Origin of the sequence: Onishia taeanensis (assembly GCF_013349955.1) — a bacterium.
GTDB lineage: Bacteria > Pseudomonadota > Gammaproteobacteria > Pseudomonadales > Halomonadaceae > Onishia > Onishia taeanensis_B.
Genome location: NZ_JABVXC010000007.1, coordinates 23,387 through 41,943 on the forward strand (window position 1 = coordinate 23,387; position 18,557 = coordinate 41,943).

The 18,557-nt window shown below is 61.1% G+C and carries 18 protein-coding genes and 3 tRNA genes; 5 read left to right on the forward strand and 16 right to left on the reverse strand.

From position 1 onward, the window contains the following. Positions 1-14: 14 nt before the first annotated feature. Positions 15-965 carry a branched-chain amino acid transaminase gene (locus HUS66_RS09840; protein ID WP_175070744.1) on the forward strand — a complete coding sequence of 317 codons (951 nt, stop codon included), beginning with the start codon at positions 15-17 and terminating at the stop codon, positions 963-965. Between the two features lie 118 nt (positions 966-1,083). Here HUS66_RS09840 and HUS66_RS09845 read toward each other — a convergent pair whose 3' ends face one another. After that, positions 1,084-1,545, reverse strand: a complete 462-nt coding sequence (locus HUS66_RS09845) for a phosphate-starvation-inducible PsiE family protein (protein WP_175070745.1) — start codon at positions 1,543-1,545, stop codon at positions 1,084-1,086. Positions 1,546-1,956: 411 nt separating this feature from the next. On the opposite strand from HUS66_RS09845, the gene HUS66_RS09850 reads away from it, so the two are divergent. Next, entirely contained in the window at positions 1,957-3,318 is a 1,362-nt protein-coding gene (locus HUS66_RS09850; protein WP_175070746.1) for a Na+/H+ antiporter family protein, read from the forward strand. 178 nt (positions 3,319-3,496) lie between these two features. On the opposite strand, the gene HUS66_RS09855 is transcribed toward HUS66_RS09850, so the two are convergent. From HUS66_RS09855 to HUS66_RS09870, 4 genes are all read right to left on the reverse strand, one after another. After that, positions 3,497-4,246, reverse strand: coding sequence for an RNA methyltransferase (locus HUS66_RS09855; RefSeq protein WP_175070747.1), 750 nt, complete (start codon positions 4,244-4,246; stop codon positions 3,497-3,499). A gap of 238 nt (positions 4,247-4,484) precedes the next feature. Then, the gene (groL, locus tag HUS66_RS09860) at positions 4,485-6,131 is read right to left on the reverse strand and encodes a chaperonin GroEL (RefSeq protein WP_175070748.1); all 1,647 of its coding nucleotides are present in this window, start codon (positions 6,129-6,131) and stop codon (positions 4,485-4,487) included. Positions 6,132-6,202: 71 nt separating this feature from the next. Continuing rightward, a complete protein-coding gene (locus HUS66_RS09865) occupies positions 6,203-6,496 on the reverse strand; it encodes a co-chaperone GroES (RefSeq protein ID WP_092524417.1) in 294 nt (97 codons plus the stop codon). Positions 6,497-6,726: 230 nt separating this feature from the next. Further along, positions 6,727-7,248, reverse strand: coding sequence for an FxsA family protein (locus HUS66_RS09870; protein ID WP_175070749.1), 522 nt, complete (start codon positions 7,246-7,248; stop codon positions 6,727-6,729). Positions 7,249-7,590: 342 nt separating this feature from the next. Here HUS66_RS09870 and HUS66_RS09875 point away from each other — a divergent pair, with 342 nt between their 5' ends. Next, on the forward strand, positions 7,591-8,352 hold the full coding sequence (locus HUS66_RS09875) for an SDR family oxidoreductase (protein WP_175070750.1): 762 nt from the start codon (positions 7,591-7,593) through the stop codon (positions 8,350-8,352). A gap of 78 nt (positions 8,353-8,430) precedes the next feature. Here the strand turns inward: HUS66_RS09875 and HUS66_RS09880 are convergent, their stop codons facing one another. Then, entirely contained in the window at positions 8,431-8,712 is a 282-nt protein-coding gene (locus HUS66_RS09880) for a ComEA family DNA-binding protein (protein WP_175070751.1), read from the reverse strand. 261 nt (positions 8,713-8,973) lie between these two features. On the opposite strand from HUS66_RS09880, the gene pyrF reads away from it, so the two are divergent. Next, positions 8,974-9,672, forward strand: coding sequence for an orotidine-5'-phosphate decarboxylase (gene pyrF / locus HUS66_RS09885; RefSeq protein ID WP_175070752.1), 699 nt, complete (start codon positions 8,974-8,976; stop codon positions 9,670-9,672). Between the two features lie 4 nt (positions 9,673-9,676). Here pyrF and lapB read toward each other — a convergent pair whose 3' ends face one another. From lapB to HUS66_RS09900, 3 genes are read right to left on the reverse strand one after another with little or no spacing between them, the layout of a single operon-like run. Continuing rightward, entirely contained in the window at positions 9,677-10,858 is a 1,182-nt protein-coding gene (gene lapB, locus HUS66_RS09890; RefSeq protein ID WP_175070753.1) for a lipopolysaccharide assembly protein LapB, read from the reverse strand. Next, positions 10,859-11,164 carry a lipopolysaccharide assembly protein LapA domain-containing protein gene (locus HUS66_RS09895; protein ID WP_112054877.1) on the reverse strand — a complete coding sequence of 102 codons (306 nt, stop codon included), beginning with the start codon at positions 11,162-11,164 and terminating at the stop codon, positions 10,859-10,861. A gap of 50 nt (positions 11,165-11,214) precedes the next feature. Beyond that, a complete protein-coding gene (locus tag HUS66_RS09900; protein ID WP_112054876.1) occupies positions 11,215-11,511 on the reverse strand; it encodes an integration host factor subunit beta in 297 nt (98 codons plus the stop codon). A 202-nt stretch (positions 11,512-11,713) separates the two neighbouring features. Here HUS66_RS09900 and HUS66_RS17820 point away from each other — a divergent pair, with 202 nt between their 5' ends. After that, positions 11,714-12,007, forward strand: a complete 294-nt coding sequence (locus HUS66_RS17820) for a succinate dehydrogenase assembly factor 2 (RefSeq protein WP_282848605.1) — start codon at positions 11,714-11,716, stop codon at positions 12,005-12,007. 626 nt (positions 12,008-12,633) lie between these two features. Here HUS66_RS17820 and nadB read toward each other — a convergent pair. From nadB to uvrC, 7 genes are all read right to left on the reverse strand, one after another. Continuing rightward, on the reverse strand, positions 12,634-14,232 hold the full coding sequence (gene nadB, locus HUS66_RS09910) for an L-aspartate oxidase (protein WP_175070755.1): 1,599 nt from the start codon (positions 14,230-14,232) through the stop codon (positions 12,634-12,636). Continuing rightward, positions 14,229-15,371, reverse strand: a complete 1,143-nt coding sequence (locus HUS66_RS09915) for an FUSC family protein (RefSeq protein WP_175070756.1) — start codon at positions 15,369-15,371, stop codon at positions 14,229-14,231. Before HUS66_RS09915 ends, nadB begins: the two co-directional genes overlap by 4 nt. Before the next feature lie 357 nt (positions 15,372-15,728). Then, positions 15,729-15,815, reverse strand: a tRNA-Leu gene (locus HUS66_RS09920). A 29-nt stretch (positions 15,816-15,844) separates the two neighbouring features. Then, positions 15,845-15,918: transfer RNA gene (locus tag HUS66_RS09925), tRNA-Cys, on the reverse strand. A 28-nt stretch (positions 15,919-15,946) separates the two neighbouring features. Then, positions 15,947-16,021 (reverse strand) — tRNA-Gly (locus tag HUS66_RS09930). Between the two features lie 75 nt (positions 16,022-16,096). Next, entirely contained in the window at positions 16,097-16,645 is a 549-nt protein-coding gene (gene pgsA, locus HUS66_RS09935; protein WP_175070757.1) for a CDP-diacylglycerol--glycerol-3-phosphate 3-phosphatidyltransferase, read from the reverse strand. Between the two features lie 62 nt (positions 16,646-16,707). Next, positions 16,708-18,522, reverse strand: a complete 1,815-nt coding sequence (uvrC, locus tag HUS66_RS09940; RefSeq protein ID WP_175070758.1) for an excinuclease ABC subunit UvrC — start codon at positions 18,520-18,522, stop codon at positions 16,708-16,710. Between the last annotated feature and the right edge of the window lie 35 nt (positions 18,523-18,557).

The window sequence follows — 18,557 nt, forward strand, 5'->3', positions numbered from 1 at the left end:
TTGAGAGGGCGGCGATGACACCCCTATATGATCGCGACGGTTTCATCTGGCATAACGGTGAATGGTTGCCTTGGCGCGAGGCCACCACCCACCTGCTGACTCATACCCTGCACTATGGAATGGGCTGCTTCGAGGGCGTGCGTGCCTACGACGGTCCCAACGGCACGCACCTTTTTCGGGTTGCCGAACATACCCGACGGCTTTGCGACAGCGCCCATTCTCTGGATATACCGTTATCTTTTTCTGCCGCCCAGTTGATCGAGGTACAGCGGGAGTGCTTGGGCCGCAACGGCCTGGTCAACGCTTATCTGAAGCCCACCGTCTATTTCGGCGCCGAAGGTCTGGGGCTGCGCGCCAAAGGGCTGACGACCAATGTGATGGTGGCCGCCTGGGATCTGGGAGACTACGTCTCGGCGACGGCGTCTCGTGAAGGACTGCGGGCCCTGACATCCTCCTGGGCGCGTCACCACGTCAACATCAGCCTGTGCCGGGCCAAGACCAACGGCCATTACGTCAATTCGATCCTGGCCCTGAACACCGCGGTGAAGGCAGGCTTCGACGAGACCCTGATGCTTGACCCGGAAGGCTATGTGGCCGAGGCCTCGGCGGCTAACGTCTTCCTGCTGCGCGATGGCGTGCTGCACACTCCAGAGGTGACGTCCTGTCTGCAAGGCATCACGCGTGACAGCGTGATCCACCTGGCCCGTGAAGTGCTCGGACTCGAAGTCCAGGAACGGCGTATCACTCGCGATGAACTCTATACGGCCGACGAGGCCTTTTTGAGCGGCACCGCTGCCGAGCTGCTGCCACTGCGTGAGCTCGATGGCCGCCGCATCGGGGCGAGTGGGCCAGAGATCGCCCCGGACTCTGTGACCGCTCGGCTTCAGGGGCTCTATCGTCGCGTCACTCGAGGTGATTTGGGTGATGACCTGGTGGCCTATCAGAAATGGCTGACGCCTGCCTGAGCGCTCTTTCGAAGGTGCTATGGCGACCGTGCTGTTGCGACCTTGCCGTGGCCAGCGCTTTGAAGAACAGCCCTTGGCAAAGGGCTGTAAGACCGGCGGTTGAGCAAGGGCGGTGTTTTCAGCAGCGAAGGCTGACCAGCCAATGGGTAATGCCAAGGGCGATGACCACGGCGGCGATGCCCAGAATTTCCATGGCCGTGACCTGGTCCAGGTCGAGGACGATGACCTTTCGCGCGATGGCCATCAGGGCAGTGGCGATGACCAGTTGAATCGGGATGATGTTGGTGCCGAGGTACAGTCGGATATTGATGAATATTTCGATGGCGATCAGCACCGCCATGAAGGCGCCGAAGGTCTGGAAGATATCGTTGATATCAAGCAGTAGGAAGGGGGGCGCCATCAGGCGCTGATAGAGCACATAAAGTACATCGCCGATGCCCCAGATGATCACGAACACCATCAGCACTGCCAATACCCGCACGGCCACGCGGATGATCCTGTGCAGGGACTGGATCAGCGGGTCGCTGTGCTCCTCCGGCAGTTCATTGTGCAGCAGCTTGCGTGGTTGCTCTTCCGCCATGACCGGGCTCTCCTACGGGCCTGTTCAGCACATATTTACTACACCTTCGATGCATACAAAAACGCCATGGAGCGAATTGGCTCCATGGCGGCATGCTGACCTCCCTGAACACCGCTCCGGGTGTCTAGGCGTCCAGCCTTTTCCTTAAGCACTCCCTGTGCTGTCGCATCCGTGGCGCTTAATCGACAGTGTCCCTTGCCTTTATGCGGCAGGGTGTTGCTTGCCCTCAACTCCCTGCTCACCTCAGGTTAGTATATAGAGACATTTTGTGACATTAAGATAACATAAAAGTGACATTTGGGTGTCGGTCACGCAGGTCATCATGCTCATGAACCGCCCCGCAACTCGATCTTTTCTGCTAGAATCGCCGCCTTTCGCGTCCTGATACATATCTTTCGGTGGAAAAAAGGCATGAATGCGGTAATTCTGGCGGTATTAGTCATGGTGGGTCTGTCGCTGGCCCGTGTGTCGGTGGTCTTCGCGCTGGTGGTCGGCGCTTTGGTCGGCGGGCTGGTCGGCGGGCTATCTCTTGAAAGCACGCTTGCCGCCTTCAACGATGGGGTAGGAGGTGGCGCCAAGGTGGCCTTGGCCTATGCCACCCTGGGCGCATTTGCTGTGGCCATCTCACGGTCTGGACTGCCTGATTTGCTGGCCCAGAAGCTGATTCGGTTGCTAGGCCAGGATGCGACCCACCGTCGCCAGCGAGCAGTAAAGTATCTGTTGTTGGGCTCGGTGCTGCTAGTGGCGATCTCTTCCCAGAACCTGATTCCGGTCCATATCGCCTTCATTCCGATTCTGATTCCGCCGCTGCTCAAGGTCATGAACCAGCTGCGTCTGGACCGTCGCGCCGTGGCCTGTGCGCTGACCTTTGGTCTCACGGCGCCCTACATGCTGTTGCCAGTAGGGTTTGGTGCCATTTTTCTCAACGACATCCTGCTCGCCAATATCAATAGCGCTGGCGAGGCGCTGGGCCTCGAGGTCTCCCGCGGGATGGTGCCGTTGGCCATGGGTGTGCCGGTGGCTGGCATGGCACTTGGCTTGGTGGTCGCTATCGCTTTCAGTTACCGTAAACCGCGCAACTACGCCGACAGCGAGCTGGTCACCAGCAACCAGCCGCATTACCCGGCCCATGATAATGATCATGCGCCGGCGGTCAGCACGTCGGGACTGGTGATGTCGGGCGTGGCGATCCTGGCCGCTCTTGGCATTCAGCTCTATAGCGGTTCGATGGTGCTGGGGGGCCTGGTCGGTTTCGCCTTGCTCTCGGTGGGCGGCATCTTCAAATGGCGCGAGGCGGATGATCTATTCACCAGCGGCATGCGCATGATGGCGCTTATCGGCTTTATCATGATATCTGCTTCGGGCTTCGCTGCGGTGATGGAAGCGACCGGTGAGGTCGACACTCTGGTACAGAGCTCCTTCGACATGATCGGTGACAATCAGGGCCTGGCGGCGTTGCTGATGCTGGTGGTGGGGCTCTTTATCACCCTGGGAATCGGCTCATCGTTCTCGACCATCCCGATCATCGCCACCATTTTCGTGCCGTTGTCTGTGCAGTTCGGCTTCTCCGACCTGGCGACCGTGGCGCTGGTGGGTACTGCGGCGGCGCTGGGGGATGCCGGTTCGCCGGCGTCCGATTCGACCCTCGGGCCGACCTCGGGGCTCAACGTCGACCGTCAGCACGATCATATCTGGGACAGCGTGGTGCCGACCTTCCTGCACTACAATATTCCGTTGATTGCCTTTGGCTGGTTGGCAGCCATGACGTTCTAGGCAGACAGAGCCGGTCCACCGTCATATTGCGATCACAAAGACGGCGCCCCTCGGCGGGGCGCCGTCTTTGTGTCAGGAAAGTCGCTTAATCGGAAAGTCGCTTAATCGGAAAGGCGCTTGATGGGAGCGTCATGGCTAGAACCAGCGCGTGGAAGCTGCTTGCGCACGGGAGGGGCAATCAAGCTTGATCGTTGCTGGGCGTATGATCCTTTGGCTCGAGGGCGCTGAGCAATCCGCGCAGCAGTGACAGTTCGCGTCGGGTCGGCTGGGCCCGGGCGAATAAGGCCTGAAGCTGTGCCTCGGTACGGGCATGGGGTTGGGTCAGGAAGCCGCTGGCCTGCATGACGCGACCTAGGTGCGCGTGGAAGTGGTCGAGCTGCTCGCGGCTGGGCAGCTTTTCGCCAGTCGGCCGGGTTGGGTGATAGCCGCTGTCCGGCCGGCGCCGCCAGGCGCGATTGACCTCATAGGCCAGTACTTGCACGGCCTGGGCGAGATTGAGAATGCCGTAGTCCGGGTTGGCCGGAATGCTGACCTGGTGGGTGCAGTGGCCGATCTCGTCGTTGGTCAGCCCCGAGCGCTCGCGGCCGAAGACCAGCGCCACCGGTGCGCCCATGGCATGTTCGGTGAGCTCCTTGGCCATCTCGTCGGGCTCATCGAAATGCGGCAGCGGTAGGCTGCGCAGCCGGGCGCTGGCGCCGACTACCTGCACGCAGTCGCCGACGGCTTCCTTGAGGCTTCCCACCACGCGAGCCGACTCGACCAAATCCTCGGCTCCGGCGGCTAATCGAGTGGCTTCCGGGTCGGGAAAGCTGCGTGGGTTGACCAGTACCAGGTCATCGAGCCCCATGGTTTTCATGGCGCGGGCGGCCTGGCCGATATTGCCGGGATGGAAAGTCTGGACGAGGACGATTCGGACGTTGGAAAGCATTACGGTTCTGGCGTTGGGAAAGTGGGGCGCCTAGTTTACGCGAGCCGCTGCGCGGATGCCTGCCCTGAAAGATGATCGCGGGGTGTTGGGGAAGGGGCAGCTAGATGGCTGGCAGGACGACATAAAAAAACCCACCGGCGTTGGCCGGTGGGTTTTTTAATCAGAGCTTTTCAGGTCTTTGCCGTCAGGCCTTATAGTGCAGCAAGGCCTGACGAGGACCCGAGGAAACTGGGCTGGCTTACATCATGCCGCCCATGCCACCCATTCCGCCCATGCCACCCATGTCGGGAGCACCGGCTTCTTTCTCTTCCGGGTCGTCGGCGATCATGCACTCGGTGGTGATCATGAGGCCAGCGATGGAACCGGCAGACTGCAGGGCGCTACGCGTGACCTTGGCCGGGTCCAGCACACCCATTTCGAACAGGTCGCCGAACTCGCCGGTCTGGGCGTTGTAGCCGAAGTTGCCTTCACCTTCCTTGACGCGGTTCAGGATCACGGACGCTTCCTGGCCAGCATTGGTGACGATCTGACGCAGCGGGGCTTCCATGGCACGCAGAGCCAGCTTGATGCCGTGGGTCTGGTCTTCGTTGTCGCCCTGGAGTTCCTGCATCATGGTCAGCACGCGAACCAGGGCGGTACCGCCACCCGGTACCACGCCTTCCTCGACGGCGGCGCGAGTGGAGTGCAGGGCGTCTTCGACGCGCGCCTTCTTCTCCTTCATCTCCACTTCGGTAGCAGCACCGACGCGGATCACGGCGACACCGCCGGCCAGCTTGGCAACGCGCTCCTGGAGCTTCTCGCGATCGTAGTCGGAGGAGGTGTCTTCGATCTGGGCGCGGATCTGGCTGACGCGCGCTTCGATGTCGGCCTCTTCACCAGAACCATCGATGATGGTGGTGTTTTCCTTGGACATGGTAATGCGCTTGGCGCTGCCCAGATGATCCAGGTTGGCCTGCTCGAGGGTCAGACCGACTTCCTCGGAGATCACGGTGCCATTGGTCAGGATAGCGATATCCTGCAGCATGGCCTTGCGACGGTCGCCGAAGCCAGGCGCCTTGGCGGCTGCGACCTTGACGATACCGCGCATGGTGTTGACCACCAGGGTCGCCAGGGCTTCGCCTTCGATGTCTTCGGCGATGATGGCCAGCGGCTTGCCTGCCTTGGCGACGGCTTCCAGCACCGGCAGCAGCTCGCGGATGTTGGAGATCTTCTTGTCGACCAGCAGCAGGTACGGGTCTTCAAGCTCTACCGCCATGGTGTCCTGATTGGTCACGAAGTACGGCGAGAGGTAGCCGCGGTCGAACTGCATGCCTTCGACCACTTCCAGCTCGTCTTCCAGGCCGCGACCTTCATCGACGGTGATGACGCCTTCCTTGCCGACTTTCTGCATGGCATCAGCGATGATCTCACCGATGTTGGCGTCGCCGTTGGCGGAGATGGTGCCGACCTGGGCGATGGACTTCGGCTCGGTGCAGGGCACGGACAGTTCACGCACCTGCTTGACGGCTTCCGCCACGGCCTTGTCGATGCCGCGCTTCAGGTCCATCGGGTTCATGCCGGCGGTCACGCCCTTCATGCCCTCGGTGACGATGGCCTGAGCCAGCACGGTAGCGGTGGTCGTGCCGTCACCGGCGACGTCAGAGGTCTTGGAAGCGACTTCCTTGACCATCTGTGCGCCCATGTTCTCGAACTTGTCCTTCAGCTCGATTTCCTTGGCGACGGAAACGCCGTCCTTGGTGACGGTCGGCGCGCCGAAAGACTTTTCGAGCACGACATTACGGCCTTTCGGGCCCAGCGTCGCCTTGACGGCGTTGGCGAGAATATCAACGCCACGAGACATTTTTTTGCGGGCGTCGTCGGAGAACTTAACCTGTTTCGCTGCCATTGTTGGATCTTCCTACTTGATGTTCGTGAAACTTGAGCAAGTATGTACGAGCAAGTGTCTGTGAGCTGAAATCAGCCTTCGACCACGGCGAGGATGTCGCTCTCGCTCATGATCAGGACTTCTTCACCGTCGATCTTCTCTTTCTCGACGCCGAAGCCGTCCTTGAAGATGACGGTATTGCCGACCTTGACGTCCAGCGGGCGGACTTCGCCGCTGTCGAGAATCCGGCCATTACCGACGGCGAGGACTTCACCACGCGTCGGCTTTTCCTGGGCGCTGCCCGGAAGCACGATACCGCCAGCAGTTTTCTGTTCTTCTTCCACGCGACGGACGATGACGCGATCGTGCAAGGGACGGATGTTCATTGCTCACGTTCTCCTGAAGTTTAGCGGTGCCAGGGGTGCCCCTGGCGGGTCCATATCACCCTCGAAACCGAGGTTTCGAAGCGAAGGCTCGCGCCTTCTTTGTCGATGGCAGCCGGGCCTTGGCTCGGCCGCCGAAACGGGGTGCTGAGCTTTCTTTTCAGCACTACGCCATGAGTGGGGGCTGGCGAAGGCCTTTCAAGGGCTCACAGGCAAAAATTTTAGGTTCATGTTCAGCGACGTGGCTCATCTCGGGAGATGAAATCCCCTTCCAGGGGCGCTTGCTCACTCGAGTGAGACGAAGCGCCATCACCCTGGCGCCCTTCACGCTTGACGCCGCTGGCGTCTTCCCAGCCGTCGGGAGGTACGCCCCGCGAGCCTGCGCTGGTCGCGCCCAGAATTTGACCCTTGAAACCGATACGGGTCAGCAGCTTGCCAAGCAGGCGTCGCGCATCGGGTATCAGGCACATTAGGCCCAGGCCATCAGATAGGAAGCCCGGTGCCATAAGAAGGGCGCCACCGAAGATAAGGGCCGCGCCGGTCATGAGCTCACTCGAGGGTATCTCGCCCTGAGCAAAGCGCTGCTGGGCTCTCGCCAACGTAGCTGTACCTTCACGACGGATCAGGTGAAGGCCGATGAAGCCAGTGGCCAGAACCAGCAGCAGGGTGGTCAACAGGCCGATTTCGCTGCCGATGGAGAACAAGATGACGAAATCGAGCAATGCAAACAGACTGAAAAACAAGAGCAGGGGCATGATGACTCCATATTCGGTGACAAACGAATAATGGCGGCGGGATGGCCTTTTTCAAGGCACCTTCGGCTATCCGGCCTGTGTTGTGCTGTTGTGAAGGGGCTTGGCAAGTGAGTGGAGTGCGGCTATTGAGTTGAGCGTATGGAGGCAAGACATGCTAGATTTATTTATGCTGCACCGCACAAATGGTGCGGGTATCTTGAATCACGCGAAAACCTGGATTACGTAACACAGGAGTACTTAGGGAAAGCGTACCAAAGGTTCAGCTAGGCAGAGGCAATCAAGCAGGGTTCAATTAGGTACAGGTTCATTAAAACTAGCTTCGGTTAAGGAAGGGGAGTCGACATGCAGATGAAAGGAGCGGTAATTGCCATTACCGGCGGTGCGCGTGGATTGGGACTGGCCATGGCGCGGCATCTGGGCCAGCAGGGCGCTCGCCTGGCGCTTCTGGATCTGGAGCGCGACACCCTGGACCAGGCCGTGAATGCCCTTCTGGATCAAGGCATAGAGGCTCGGGCCTATGAACTTGACGTCGCGGATCAGGCCTCGGTCAGTGAGGCCTTCTCGGCCATTGTCGCCGACATGGGGCCGCTCAAGGGCCTGGTCAACAATGCGGGCATCACTCGGGACGGGCTGCTGGTCAAGGTCAAGGACGGTAAGGTCGAGAAGGGGTTGAGCCTCAAGGAATGGCAACAAGTCATCGACGTCAATCTGACCGGGGTCTTCCTATGCGGTCAGGAAGCGGCCTACCGGATGGTAGAGGCCGGCGAAGGTGGGGTGATCGTCAATATATCCAGCATCTCGCGGGCCGGTAATATGGGGCAGAGTAACTATTCTGCTGCCAAGGCGGGTGTCGCAGCACTGACCGTGACCTGGGCCAAGGAGCTGGCACGCAGCGGCATTCGGGTGGGGGCTGTGGCGCCCGGCTTCATCGAGACCGAGATGACGGCATCGATCCGTCCTGATGTTCTGGAGAAGATCACCAAGGGCATACCCTTGGGGAAGCTGGGGCAGCCGGATGATATCGCCCAGAGCGTGGCCTATATCTTTGCAAACGACTATTTCAGCGGGCGGGTTATCGAGTGTGATGGCGGCCTGCGAGTCTAGCGTCTGTCGCGCGCTAACAGAGCAGACTGTCGGGCACTTGCCCGGCAGTCTGCATGCGACGGCATGGCTTTTGAAGGCCTAGAAGCTTAGCCGATCGCGCATCCCGTCTACAGTGGCTTCCCCGATGCCGTTAACGCGCATCAGATCTTCGGCACTGCTGTAGTCACCATGTGCTTCCCGGTCGGCGATGATGTCGGCGGCTCGCGCGGTGCCGATACCCGGCAGGGTCTCGAGTTGTTCGGCGCTGGCGGAATTGATGTTGATCGCGGGCTGTTCCGCGCTTGATGCTTCCTGTGCAAGGGCCGGCATGGCGGCTAAGAGCAGACACGACAAGGCGATACTTTGGCTGAGACGTTGCATGGGCGAATTCTCCGCTAACGGTGAAGATCGACACTCCATGTGTCCTGATTCAGCCTAGTCGCCAACCTGCACGCTGTGTGTCAGAGATTGCCGACTCTTTTAGTCAGAAAAATCTGATACTGCAGTGCATGGAGTCGCTATGACCTGGGGCTTGGCAGTTTTTAAACCTGTCGTGAGCGGCGCCGTTCGAGGTAAGGGCCCTGAAGGCAGTGTCTGCCTGATATACTGCGCGCGAATTCTTTGCCTAGAGTGCGTTGCCCGATGTCATCTGCGTCCCCGCTGATCATAGCCCTCGATTACCCTTCCCTGGATGCTGCTCTTTGTATGGCTGACCAGCTCGACCCGACGCGTTGTCGGGTCAAGGTCGGCAAGGAACTCTACACCCGCAGCGGGCCTGATGTGCTCGAAGCTCTGCATGGCCGCGGTTTCGAGGTATTTCTCGATCTCAAATTCCATGACATCCCCAATACTGTTGCCGGTGCCGTGCAGGCTGCCGCAGAGCAGGGCGTGTGGATGGTCAATGTTCATGCCAGCGGCGGGCGCCGTATGATGGAGGCAGCGAGGGAGCGCCTGGACCGCCAGGCGCTGTCGACACAGCTGATCGCGGTGACCGTGCTGACCAGCATGAGTGCGGGGGATCTGGCCGAAGTGGGGGTGACGCTGTCGCCGGCCGAGCAGGTGGCCAGGCTGGCGGGCTTGGCCCAGCAAAGCGGCATGGACGGGGTGGTATGCTCGGCCCAGGAGGCCACGGCGCTGCGCGATCTGTGTGGAGAAGATTTTCTCAAGGTCACGCCGGGTATCCGTCCCGCCTCGGCTGCGGCCGATGATCAGCGCCGGGTGCTGACTCCCGGCGCTGCAATGGCGGCCGGCAGCACCCATCTGGTCGTGGGTCGTCCAGTGACGCAGGCGGTAGACCCCATGGCGGCTCTGGCGGCCATCGAAAGTGAGCTTGTGGGCTAAGCGGCTAGTCGCTCTTGCGGCCCGTCATCGGCCGTGTAGTGCCCCACTGTCGGCAACTGGGGCACTGCCAATGCAATTCGGTTCCCGAAAAGCCGCACTGACCACAGCGAAAGCGCGGGCGGGCGTCGAGCAGGGCGCGGGAGTGATGGTTGAGGGGCGCGAGAAAGCGTTGTTCCTCGGCGGTCGCATCCTGCTGATAGAGATGAAGCAGGTAATCAAGCCCGCGCAGACTGGGTGCGCGCTCCATCTGTGCCTGGATCAACTCGGCGGCTTCTTGGTGGCCGGCTCGACGTTGAACGCATTCGGCGAGCATGATGACGGTAGAGGTCATCGGCACCTTTTCGTTCAGCTTCTGAAGTGCCTTCTCCAGGCCTTCTTCATCATTCAGCAGCCGATACGCATCCCGCAGCGGCTCAAGAATCAGCGCGGCTGAGTTGGCGTCCTGGTCGGGAATTCGCTTCAGCAACTTGAGTTCGGCCTTGTAGTGGCCGGTATCATGTTCCATGCGAGCCAGCAGCAGGGTGGCCCTGACGCAGTGGCCGTCGATATTGAGTGCCTGACGAAGTTTCTTTCTGGCAAGCGATGGGCTGGCTGACTCGAGGTCGCGCTCGGCAAGCTCGCAGAGCCAGTGAGCGGCGGCCCGCTGTATATTGTCATACTGCCGAATAAGGCTAGGCTGTGCGACATCGAGGGCCGCCTGCCACTCTTTCTCGCGCTCCAGCAGATCGACCAGCAGCAGCTTGGCCTGCTGGCGCTGGCTTTCATCGCCGCTGTCATGGATCAGGTTTTCGAGCAGCTTCTCGGCGCGATCGAGTAGGCCAAGGTTGAGGAAGTCGCGGGATAGCTCGATTTGCACTAGGCTGCCTTGCGCGGGTGTGAGCGCGGGGCGAGCCAGCAGGTTCTGGTGAATCTTGACCGCACGATCCGTCTCCCCACGCGACCGGAAGAGGTTGCCGAGGGCAATGTGGGTCTCGATGGTATCGCTATTGACTTCGAGAGCGGCGACGAAGGTCTCAATGGCACGGTCGGGCTGTTCGTTGAGCAGATAATTTAGCCCTACGAAATAATCCCGGGACAGCGTGTGCTGTCCCGGTTGATCGGCAGTGCCCTGACGGTCGCGTCGGCCCAGCCACCAGCCAATGGCGACTGCTGCCAACAACAGGGCCAGCAGCAGGAGGTCATGCATTTAGGCGACTTCCTTGAGCTCCTGAATTCGCAGGCGGTCGAGCTCCTTGCGCTGCTGCTGATTGTGTCGTTGGGCCCGGGTTAATAGGGCACGAAGCCGCATGTAGACACCGGTCATGGCGAGCATCCCCAGAAGGACGCCAGCGGTCAGTGAACCCAGCAGCCACAGAGACAAAGAGGCGGGTGGGAGCTCTGTCCAGATCAGGTTGAGAGGCACGGTCTGTTGATTGTTGACGGCAAACAAAATGCCGACCAGCAACACCAGTAGCAGTATGATCCCCAGGAAAACGCCTTTTAGCCAACGCATGATAGTGTCCTTTGTGAAGCCAACAAGGGGCGGATGGGCAAGCCGCTATTCTAGTAGCCCAGCGCTCTGCTGGCATTGACCTGTTCGCGAAGTTCCTTGCCCGGCTTGAAGTGAGGCACGAACTTTCCCTCGAGTTCGACCGGGTCGCCGGTCTTGGGGTTGCGTCCGGTTCGAGGTTCGCGATAGTGCAACGAGAAGCTGCCGAAGCCGCGAATCTCCACACGGCCCCCATCTGCCAGGGCATCGGTTACATCGTCGAGAATGATGCGGACAGCGGCTTCCACATCCTTGACTGACAGCTCGGGCTGCCGCATGGCTATCTGTTCGATCAACTCGGATTTGGTCATCGACTTACTCCGTGCAGTGGTGCCAGCAGATTGGCAACATCTCAGCGCTATTGTTTGGTTCAGCATACTGTGCAAACCGAGATAAAACAACGAACTAGCAAGAGTCTTCCTTGGCACGGCCGGATGCGGTTCCAGACCCATGGCGCCCGGCGTCGCCAAGCGTATACTGTGTGCACATTCCGTAAGAGTTTCGAGGCTGACCTTGAACGAACAGCAAACCGTCGATGAGATTGATCGCAAGCGGCTCTACTGGCATTCCCGTCGTGGCATGTGGGAGCTTGACCTGCTGTTGATCCCCTTCCTTGAGCATCGCTTCGATGCCCTGGATGATGCCGACAAGCAAACCTATCGAGATTTGATCGCCGAGGAAGACCAGGATCTTTTCGTGTGGCTGATGCGCCGCGAGTGGCCCGTGGATCCGCAGCGTCGCCGCGTGGTGCAGATGATTGTGGACTATGCCGAAAGCACCGGTAACGATCAGTATCGTACCCTCTAGACTGGCCGTCGGGCTCCATCTGGGCATGGCCCTGGTAGCCCTGCTGACGAGTATGGTCTATGCGCCGCCGTGGCTTTCCGCTGCGGCGGCGTTATGGTTGGCGCTGGTGCTGTGGGGTTATGTCCGCCGGCGCCAAGGAAGCTGGCAGCTTCGCTTCGTGGACCATGGCGCCACGGGGGCAGAGAGACCTTTAGGGGTGGAGCGGAAAGGTGGCGGAGAGTGGCAAGTGCGGTTTGCCGATGAGGCTGGTTGGACACGCTGCTCTGTTGACTGTGGTTATCTCGGTCCCTGCTTGGTAGGGCTTACGCTGGCCGATGAGTCATATTGGCTGTGGCCGGACAGTCTGAGCAAAGAGGATAGCCGAGCCCTGCGCAGGTTGTTGGTGGCGGGGAAGGCCGACCATTAGTGCTCCCTGGCCGCACTTGTATCTCAGGTTCCGCAGCCCGCAGCCCGCAGCCCACAGCCCGCAGCCCACAGCCCACAGCTCGCAGCCCACAGCCCACAGCCCGCACGCAGCCCGCAGCCCGCATAGGCCGCTGGGCCTGTTGTTAAGTGTCTTCCTGCACGCCTGGCGCCTGGCCATTTGCCACCTGGCGCGCGCCCATTGACGCTACGCTACCTGATACCTAGATTCGCCATCGCGCGGGTAATTGAAGGCTCGAGGCAAGCGCTGTGCCGTGTTCTTGGTGCGGGTGGTCGCGGTTGAAGTGCAGGCCGCGAGACTCACCGCGCCCTTGGGCCGCCTGGACGGTCATGCCCGCCAGCCGTACGGCATGCCATAGGCTGGCGAGCTGGCGGGCGGGGGCATGGGCCAGACACAGTGCGCGGCTTTCCTCGATGAGCTTTGCAATATCTTCCTCGGCACGGCCAAGCCCGGTATCGTCTCGTACGATGCCGACACGTCGACTCATGATCGCCCGCAGTCGCTGGAACAACCTGTCGACATGTTGCCGCGGGGCCTCTGTGCGGTTGTCGGCAGGCAAATCGACTGGCTGTCGTATTCGAGAAGGGGGCTCTGTCGACGTGGTTTTGAGAACCTCGGCGACGGCTCGTGCGAATACCAAGCACTCCAGTAGTGAATTGCTGGCCATGCGGTTGGCGCCGTGCAGGCCGGTGCAAGCCGCCTCGCCAATGGCAAATAGGCCCTCTACACCGGTGCGGCCGTCGAGGTCGGTGGCCACGCCGCCGCAGCTATAGTGGGCGGCGGGCACCACCGGAATCGGCTGTCGGGTGATGTCGATCCCTCGGCGCAGGCAGTGGGCAAGGATGGTTGGGAAGTGTGCCTGGAGGGTGGCCGCTGGAAGGTGGCTGATGTCCAGCAGTACATGACTGGCGCCGGTTTCCTGCATTTTGGCGTCAATGGCTCGAGCCACGATATCCCGAGGCGCCAGCTCGGCCCGCGAGTCGATATCAAGCATGAAGCGGTGGCCGTCGAGCGTGGTAAGAATGCCGCCCTCACCGCGCACGGCCTCGCTGATCAGGAAAGGCGTGCCCTCCGGGTCGTACAGGCAGGTGGGGTGAAATTGCTGGAACTCAAGGTTCATCAGTTTTGCCCCCAGTTCGGCGGCCATCGCCATGCCTTCTCCGCAGGCCGGTAGCGGGCTGGTGGTATGACGCCAGAGCCCACTGGCGCCGCCGGTGGCGAGCACCGTCTCGGCGGCCGCAATGTCCTCGATGCGGCCTTGTCCGTCGAGGCAGCGTGCGCCCTGGCAGGCGCCGTTGGCATCTTGCAACAGGCTGATGGCGCCCAGGTCGTCGCGCAGTGTAATCGCAGGATGGCGGCGGGCATGCTCGAGCAGGGTTTCGATCAGCGCCTGGCCGGTCGCATCGGCAGCATGGATGATGCGCCGTGCCCCGTGACCGCCCTCCCGGGTCAGGTGGAAGGGGTAGGGCGCGTCTTCCCGGGCATCCGGCGTGAAAGGAACCCCCAGCGAGAGCAGCCATTCGATGGCACTGCGACCATGCTCCACAGTAAAGCGAACCGCCTTTTCATCACACAGGCCGTCACCGGCAACCAGGGTGTCCTGGACATGGGCTTCGACGTTGTCCTGAGGGGATAGTACGGCGGCGATCCCGCCCTGGGCCCAGCGGCTGGCGCCGTGATCGTCGCTGGCCGGGCGCAACAGAGTGACCGGACGGCTATCCGCCAGCTCCAGCGCCAGGGCGAGACCGGCCGCGCCGCCGCCGAGAATCAGAACGTCTTGCGGATGCGAAGCGCGCGTCATGAGGCGGGTCCTTGCGGGTTGCTGTCGTCGGGTAAGGTCGTGTGCGTGGTCAGTACGTGATGTTTGGCCCGTTTGCGCAGTCGCTGGCTAGGCAAGCGCCTCAATTCGCTGAGGGTGTCGACCAGTTCCTGGGTGAGGCGGGCCAGCTCCCGGTTGAGCCATAGATAGCCGGCCGGACTGAACAGCGCTCGACCACTGGTCGCCGTGGCCTGGCGGGCATTGGTTGCATAGCGCTCGAGGTCGAAGGGAGCCAGTTCGACGTCGATAGGCTGGCCGGTACGTACCTGGAAGGCCAGGGTGCCCAGGTCGCGAGCCAGGCGATGCTGCTGATCGCGCAGGCCCTCCATGGCGGCGATATGATCATGGCCGTCACGGGTCGTCCAGTGGGTTTCGAGCAGCAGCTCGATGGTCGAAAGCATCCGCCGCTCGAGAGAGATGATGGTGTCGAGCTCTTCGCGTCTCAGGCGACGTTCGCGGTGGATCGCATCGACAAGGCCTCGCTGCTTGATTACCAGGCTGCTCGATGACTTCAAGAGCGGCTGAGTATCGAGATCCTGGGAGCCGGTAGAGCTGGTGTAGGCATGATACAGCCGGGCCAGCTTGTCGAGGGTCTCGGCCAGCAGGAAGCGCTGCACGTCGGTGGCCTTCTGCGGCATGGCAAAAGCGGTAACCAGGATGCCGATGAGGGTGCCGACCAGCACGTTGAATGACCGCCATAGTGCCGTGCCCAGCTCTTGCGTGCCATCGCCGACCACCAGCAGCAAGCTGATGGCAAACATCAGGCCGCTGTAGCCGTAGCGGCCTTTGAATGTCACGTAGGTAGCGGCGGCAATGCCGGCCAGTGTCCAGATTGGTACCACCAAGGGAGGCGGATTGGGTGCCAGCGTAATGAGAATGCCCCAGGCGGCGCCCAGAACGGTGCCGATCAGTCGCTGGCGCCCCTTGTCCAGCACGCCGCCAATATGGGGCAGGTTACCCATCACCATCACGGTGCTCACCAGCGCCCAACTGGCGTGGGGAACCTTGAAGATATCGATGAAGGCAAAAGTGATCGTCAGTGCCAGGGTGACCCGCATCACGTGCAACAGATGGCGATTGCGGTAATTGATATAGGGGTCGCGAAGGCGAGGAAGGGGCATGTCGATGTACTTGTCGATGTACTTGCTGATGTGGCCGGTTTGGCGGCGAAATAACGGGGGTGAGCATTGGGGGCGTCAGGGCCGCAGTATGCACCGCCCGTTGCTAGGAAGGTGCTTAGGGTATCATGTGCCTTGGCGGCATGGCAGACGCTATTCCCAAGGGTTGTTGCAAGAATGGTCTTGAGATCGGTCTCACGTTCAGACCACGGGGCAAGGCGGAAATGACAGCGTCATGGGCTTTGTCATGGGGTTGTCTGATGCGTATTTGCATGAAGGATCGACAGCAAAGACACGCAAAAAGAACACGCACCATGCTGTGAGTGATCAGAAATAACAACAGGAGAGGGTTCAATGAGCTGGTGCCCGGAGCCGGGCTCGAACCGGCACGGTGTTACCACCGAGAGATTTTAAGTCTCTTGCGTCTACCAATTTCGCCATCCGGGCGGGGAGGTTCGAGCGGGGCAAATCAGAAATGGAGGCTGGAGTCGGAATCGAACCGGCGTACACGGAGTTGCAGTCCGCTGCATAACCACTCTGCCATCCAGCCTCACTGAGTCAGTCAACCATCGCGATGATGGAGCGGGAAACGAGATTCGAACTCGCGACCCTCGCCTTGGCAAGGCGATGCTCTACCACTGAGCTATTCCCGCCTGACTCGAGGACGAATTATACGCATAAGTGCGTAAGTGTCAAGCGCTTATGCGCATCTCATTGTTCTGTCAGGGCTACATCGAGCGAGAAAGATGAGGCCAGGCAGCGCGCAGGTATTGCTGCATGGACCACAGCGTCAGCGCTGCCGCCAGGTACAGGGTGGCAATACCGACTTGGGCGATCAGGCTGTCCGCTGGGAAGCCGAGCAGTAGCAGCAGGGCGACCATTTGCAGCGTGGTCTTGATCTTTCCGATCGAAGACACCGCCACGGTTCCCCGTTTGCCCATTTCGGCCATCCACTCGCGAAGGGCCGAAATGACGATCTCACGGCCAATGATCACCAGTGCCGGCAGGGTCAGCCAGGCTGCATCGTAGCGTTCGATCAGCAAGGCCAGGGCGACAGCGACCATCAGCTTGTCGGCGACCGGGTCGAGGAAGGCGCCGAAGGGGGTGCTCTGGTTCCAGCGCCTGGCCAGGTAGCCATCGAGCCAATCGGTAATGGCAGCCAGCCCGAACAGCGCCGCCGCCACAAGCATGCTCCAGCCATAAGGCAGGTAGAAGATGACCACCAACAGCGGAATGAAGGCGATTCTGGCGAGGGTAAGAATGTTGGGGATGTTCATCTGAGCGCCGCTTGTCCTTGCCTGAAGTCTGAGGGCCACCATTCTATATGGCCGTCGCGCTATCATCCATGCAGCGCCTGATGAATCGCCCTCGCCATGCTGTCACTGATGCCGGGAACTCGGGCGAGCTCTTCGCGGCTGGCCTGGCGTACCCCCTGGAGTCCGCCAAAGAAGCGCAGCAGCTCACGGCGACGTTTGGGGCCCACGCCGGGGATGTCTTGGAGGGTCGAGGTGCGCCTGACTTTGTCACGACGCGCCCGGTGGCCCGCGATCGCGAAGCGGTGCGATTCGTCGCGGATATGCTGAACCAGATGCAGGGCCGGGGAGCTGCCTTCGAGGCTCAGGCTGTGGTCGATGGTTTCGACGAACAGGGTCTCGAGACCTGGCTTGCGGGTGGTGCCCTTGGCCACGCCGACCAGCCCTACACCGGTCACGCCGAGTTCGGCGAAGACCTCGCGGGCCATGTTCAACTGCCCCTTGCCACCGTCGACGAACAGCAGGTCCGGACGCTTGCCTTCGCCCTCGGCGAGGCGCTTGAAGCGCCGGGTCAGCGCCTGCTGCATGGCGGCATAGTCGTCGCCGGCTGCCACGCCTTCGATATTGAAGCGCCGATAGTCGGACTTTACCGGGCCGTCATGGTCGAACACCACGCAGGATGCCACGGTGGCTTCGCCGTGACTGTGACTGATGTCAAAGCACTCCAGGCGCTTGGGCACTTCGGCCAGGCCCAGCGCGTCGCGCAGGGCTTCGAAGCGTTTCGCCAGTTGCGTCTGGTTGGCCAGCTGTGTGGCCAGGTGCTGTTCGGCGTTGGTCTGGGCGAGCTGCTGCCATTGAGCGCGGTGGCCGCGCACTCGATGCGTCAGGCGGACCTGGCGTCCGGCTTGTTCGGACAGGACGCCCTGCAGAAGCTCGGTGTCAGCCAGCGGGTGCGAGGTGATGATCTCGGCGACGGGCTCATGGACCTGGCCTAAGTAGTATTGGCTGATGAACTCGGTGAGCAGCGCTTCAGGCCCCAGGTCGAGGCCGTTGTCGGGCGTGTGGTGGCGTGCACCGAGCATGCGCCCCTCACGCACGGTCAGCACCGAGACGCAGAGTGCGCCTGGCCGCTGGGCCAGGGCGAAGATGTCGGCGTCACCGCCGTCGGTATCGACATATTGCTGACGCTGAAGGCTGCGCAGCTGCTGAATCTGATCGCGAAGCCGGGCGGCCTCCTCGAATTCCAGGGTCTCGCTGGCGGCCTCCATCTGGCGGGTCAGTTGTTCGGTCACCTGCTCGCTTTTGCCCTGCAGGCACATCACGGCGTGCTCAAGGTCGCGCCGATAGTCCGCTTCGCTGATGTAGTCGACGCAGGGTGCACTGCAGCGCTGGATCTGATATTGCAGGCAGGGGCGCGTACGATGGGAAAATACGCTGTCCTCACAGTTGCGGATGCGGAAGATCCTTTGCATCAGCGACAGGCTCTCGCGGACTGCGCCGCTGCTCGGGTAGGGGCCTAGGTAGCGGCCATCGTCACGCCGGCTGCGAGCACGCTTGTATTCGAGAGCAGGGTAAGGGTGGCGGTCGCTGACGAAGACGAAGGGATAGGACTTGTCGTCACGTAGCAGGATGTTGTAAGGCGGCCGCAGTTCCTTGATCAGCGTCTGCTCGAGCAGCAGGGCCTCGGTTTCGCTGTGGGTAACGGTCACCTGGATATCGGCGATACGGACTACCAGCGCCTGAGTCTTGGTGTTGAGGGCGCCGCGAAAATAGCTCGCCAAGCGCGCATTGAGCCGTTTGGCCTTGCCGATATACAGGGTGTCGCCCTTGGCGTCGAACATGCGATAGACGCCGGGGGATTGGCTGACGGTTTTGAGGAAGTGCTTGGCGTCGAAGGTCATGGGGCTTAGTGCTTCACGAGTGAAGTGCCAGCATA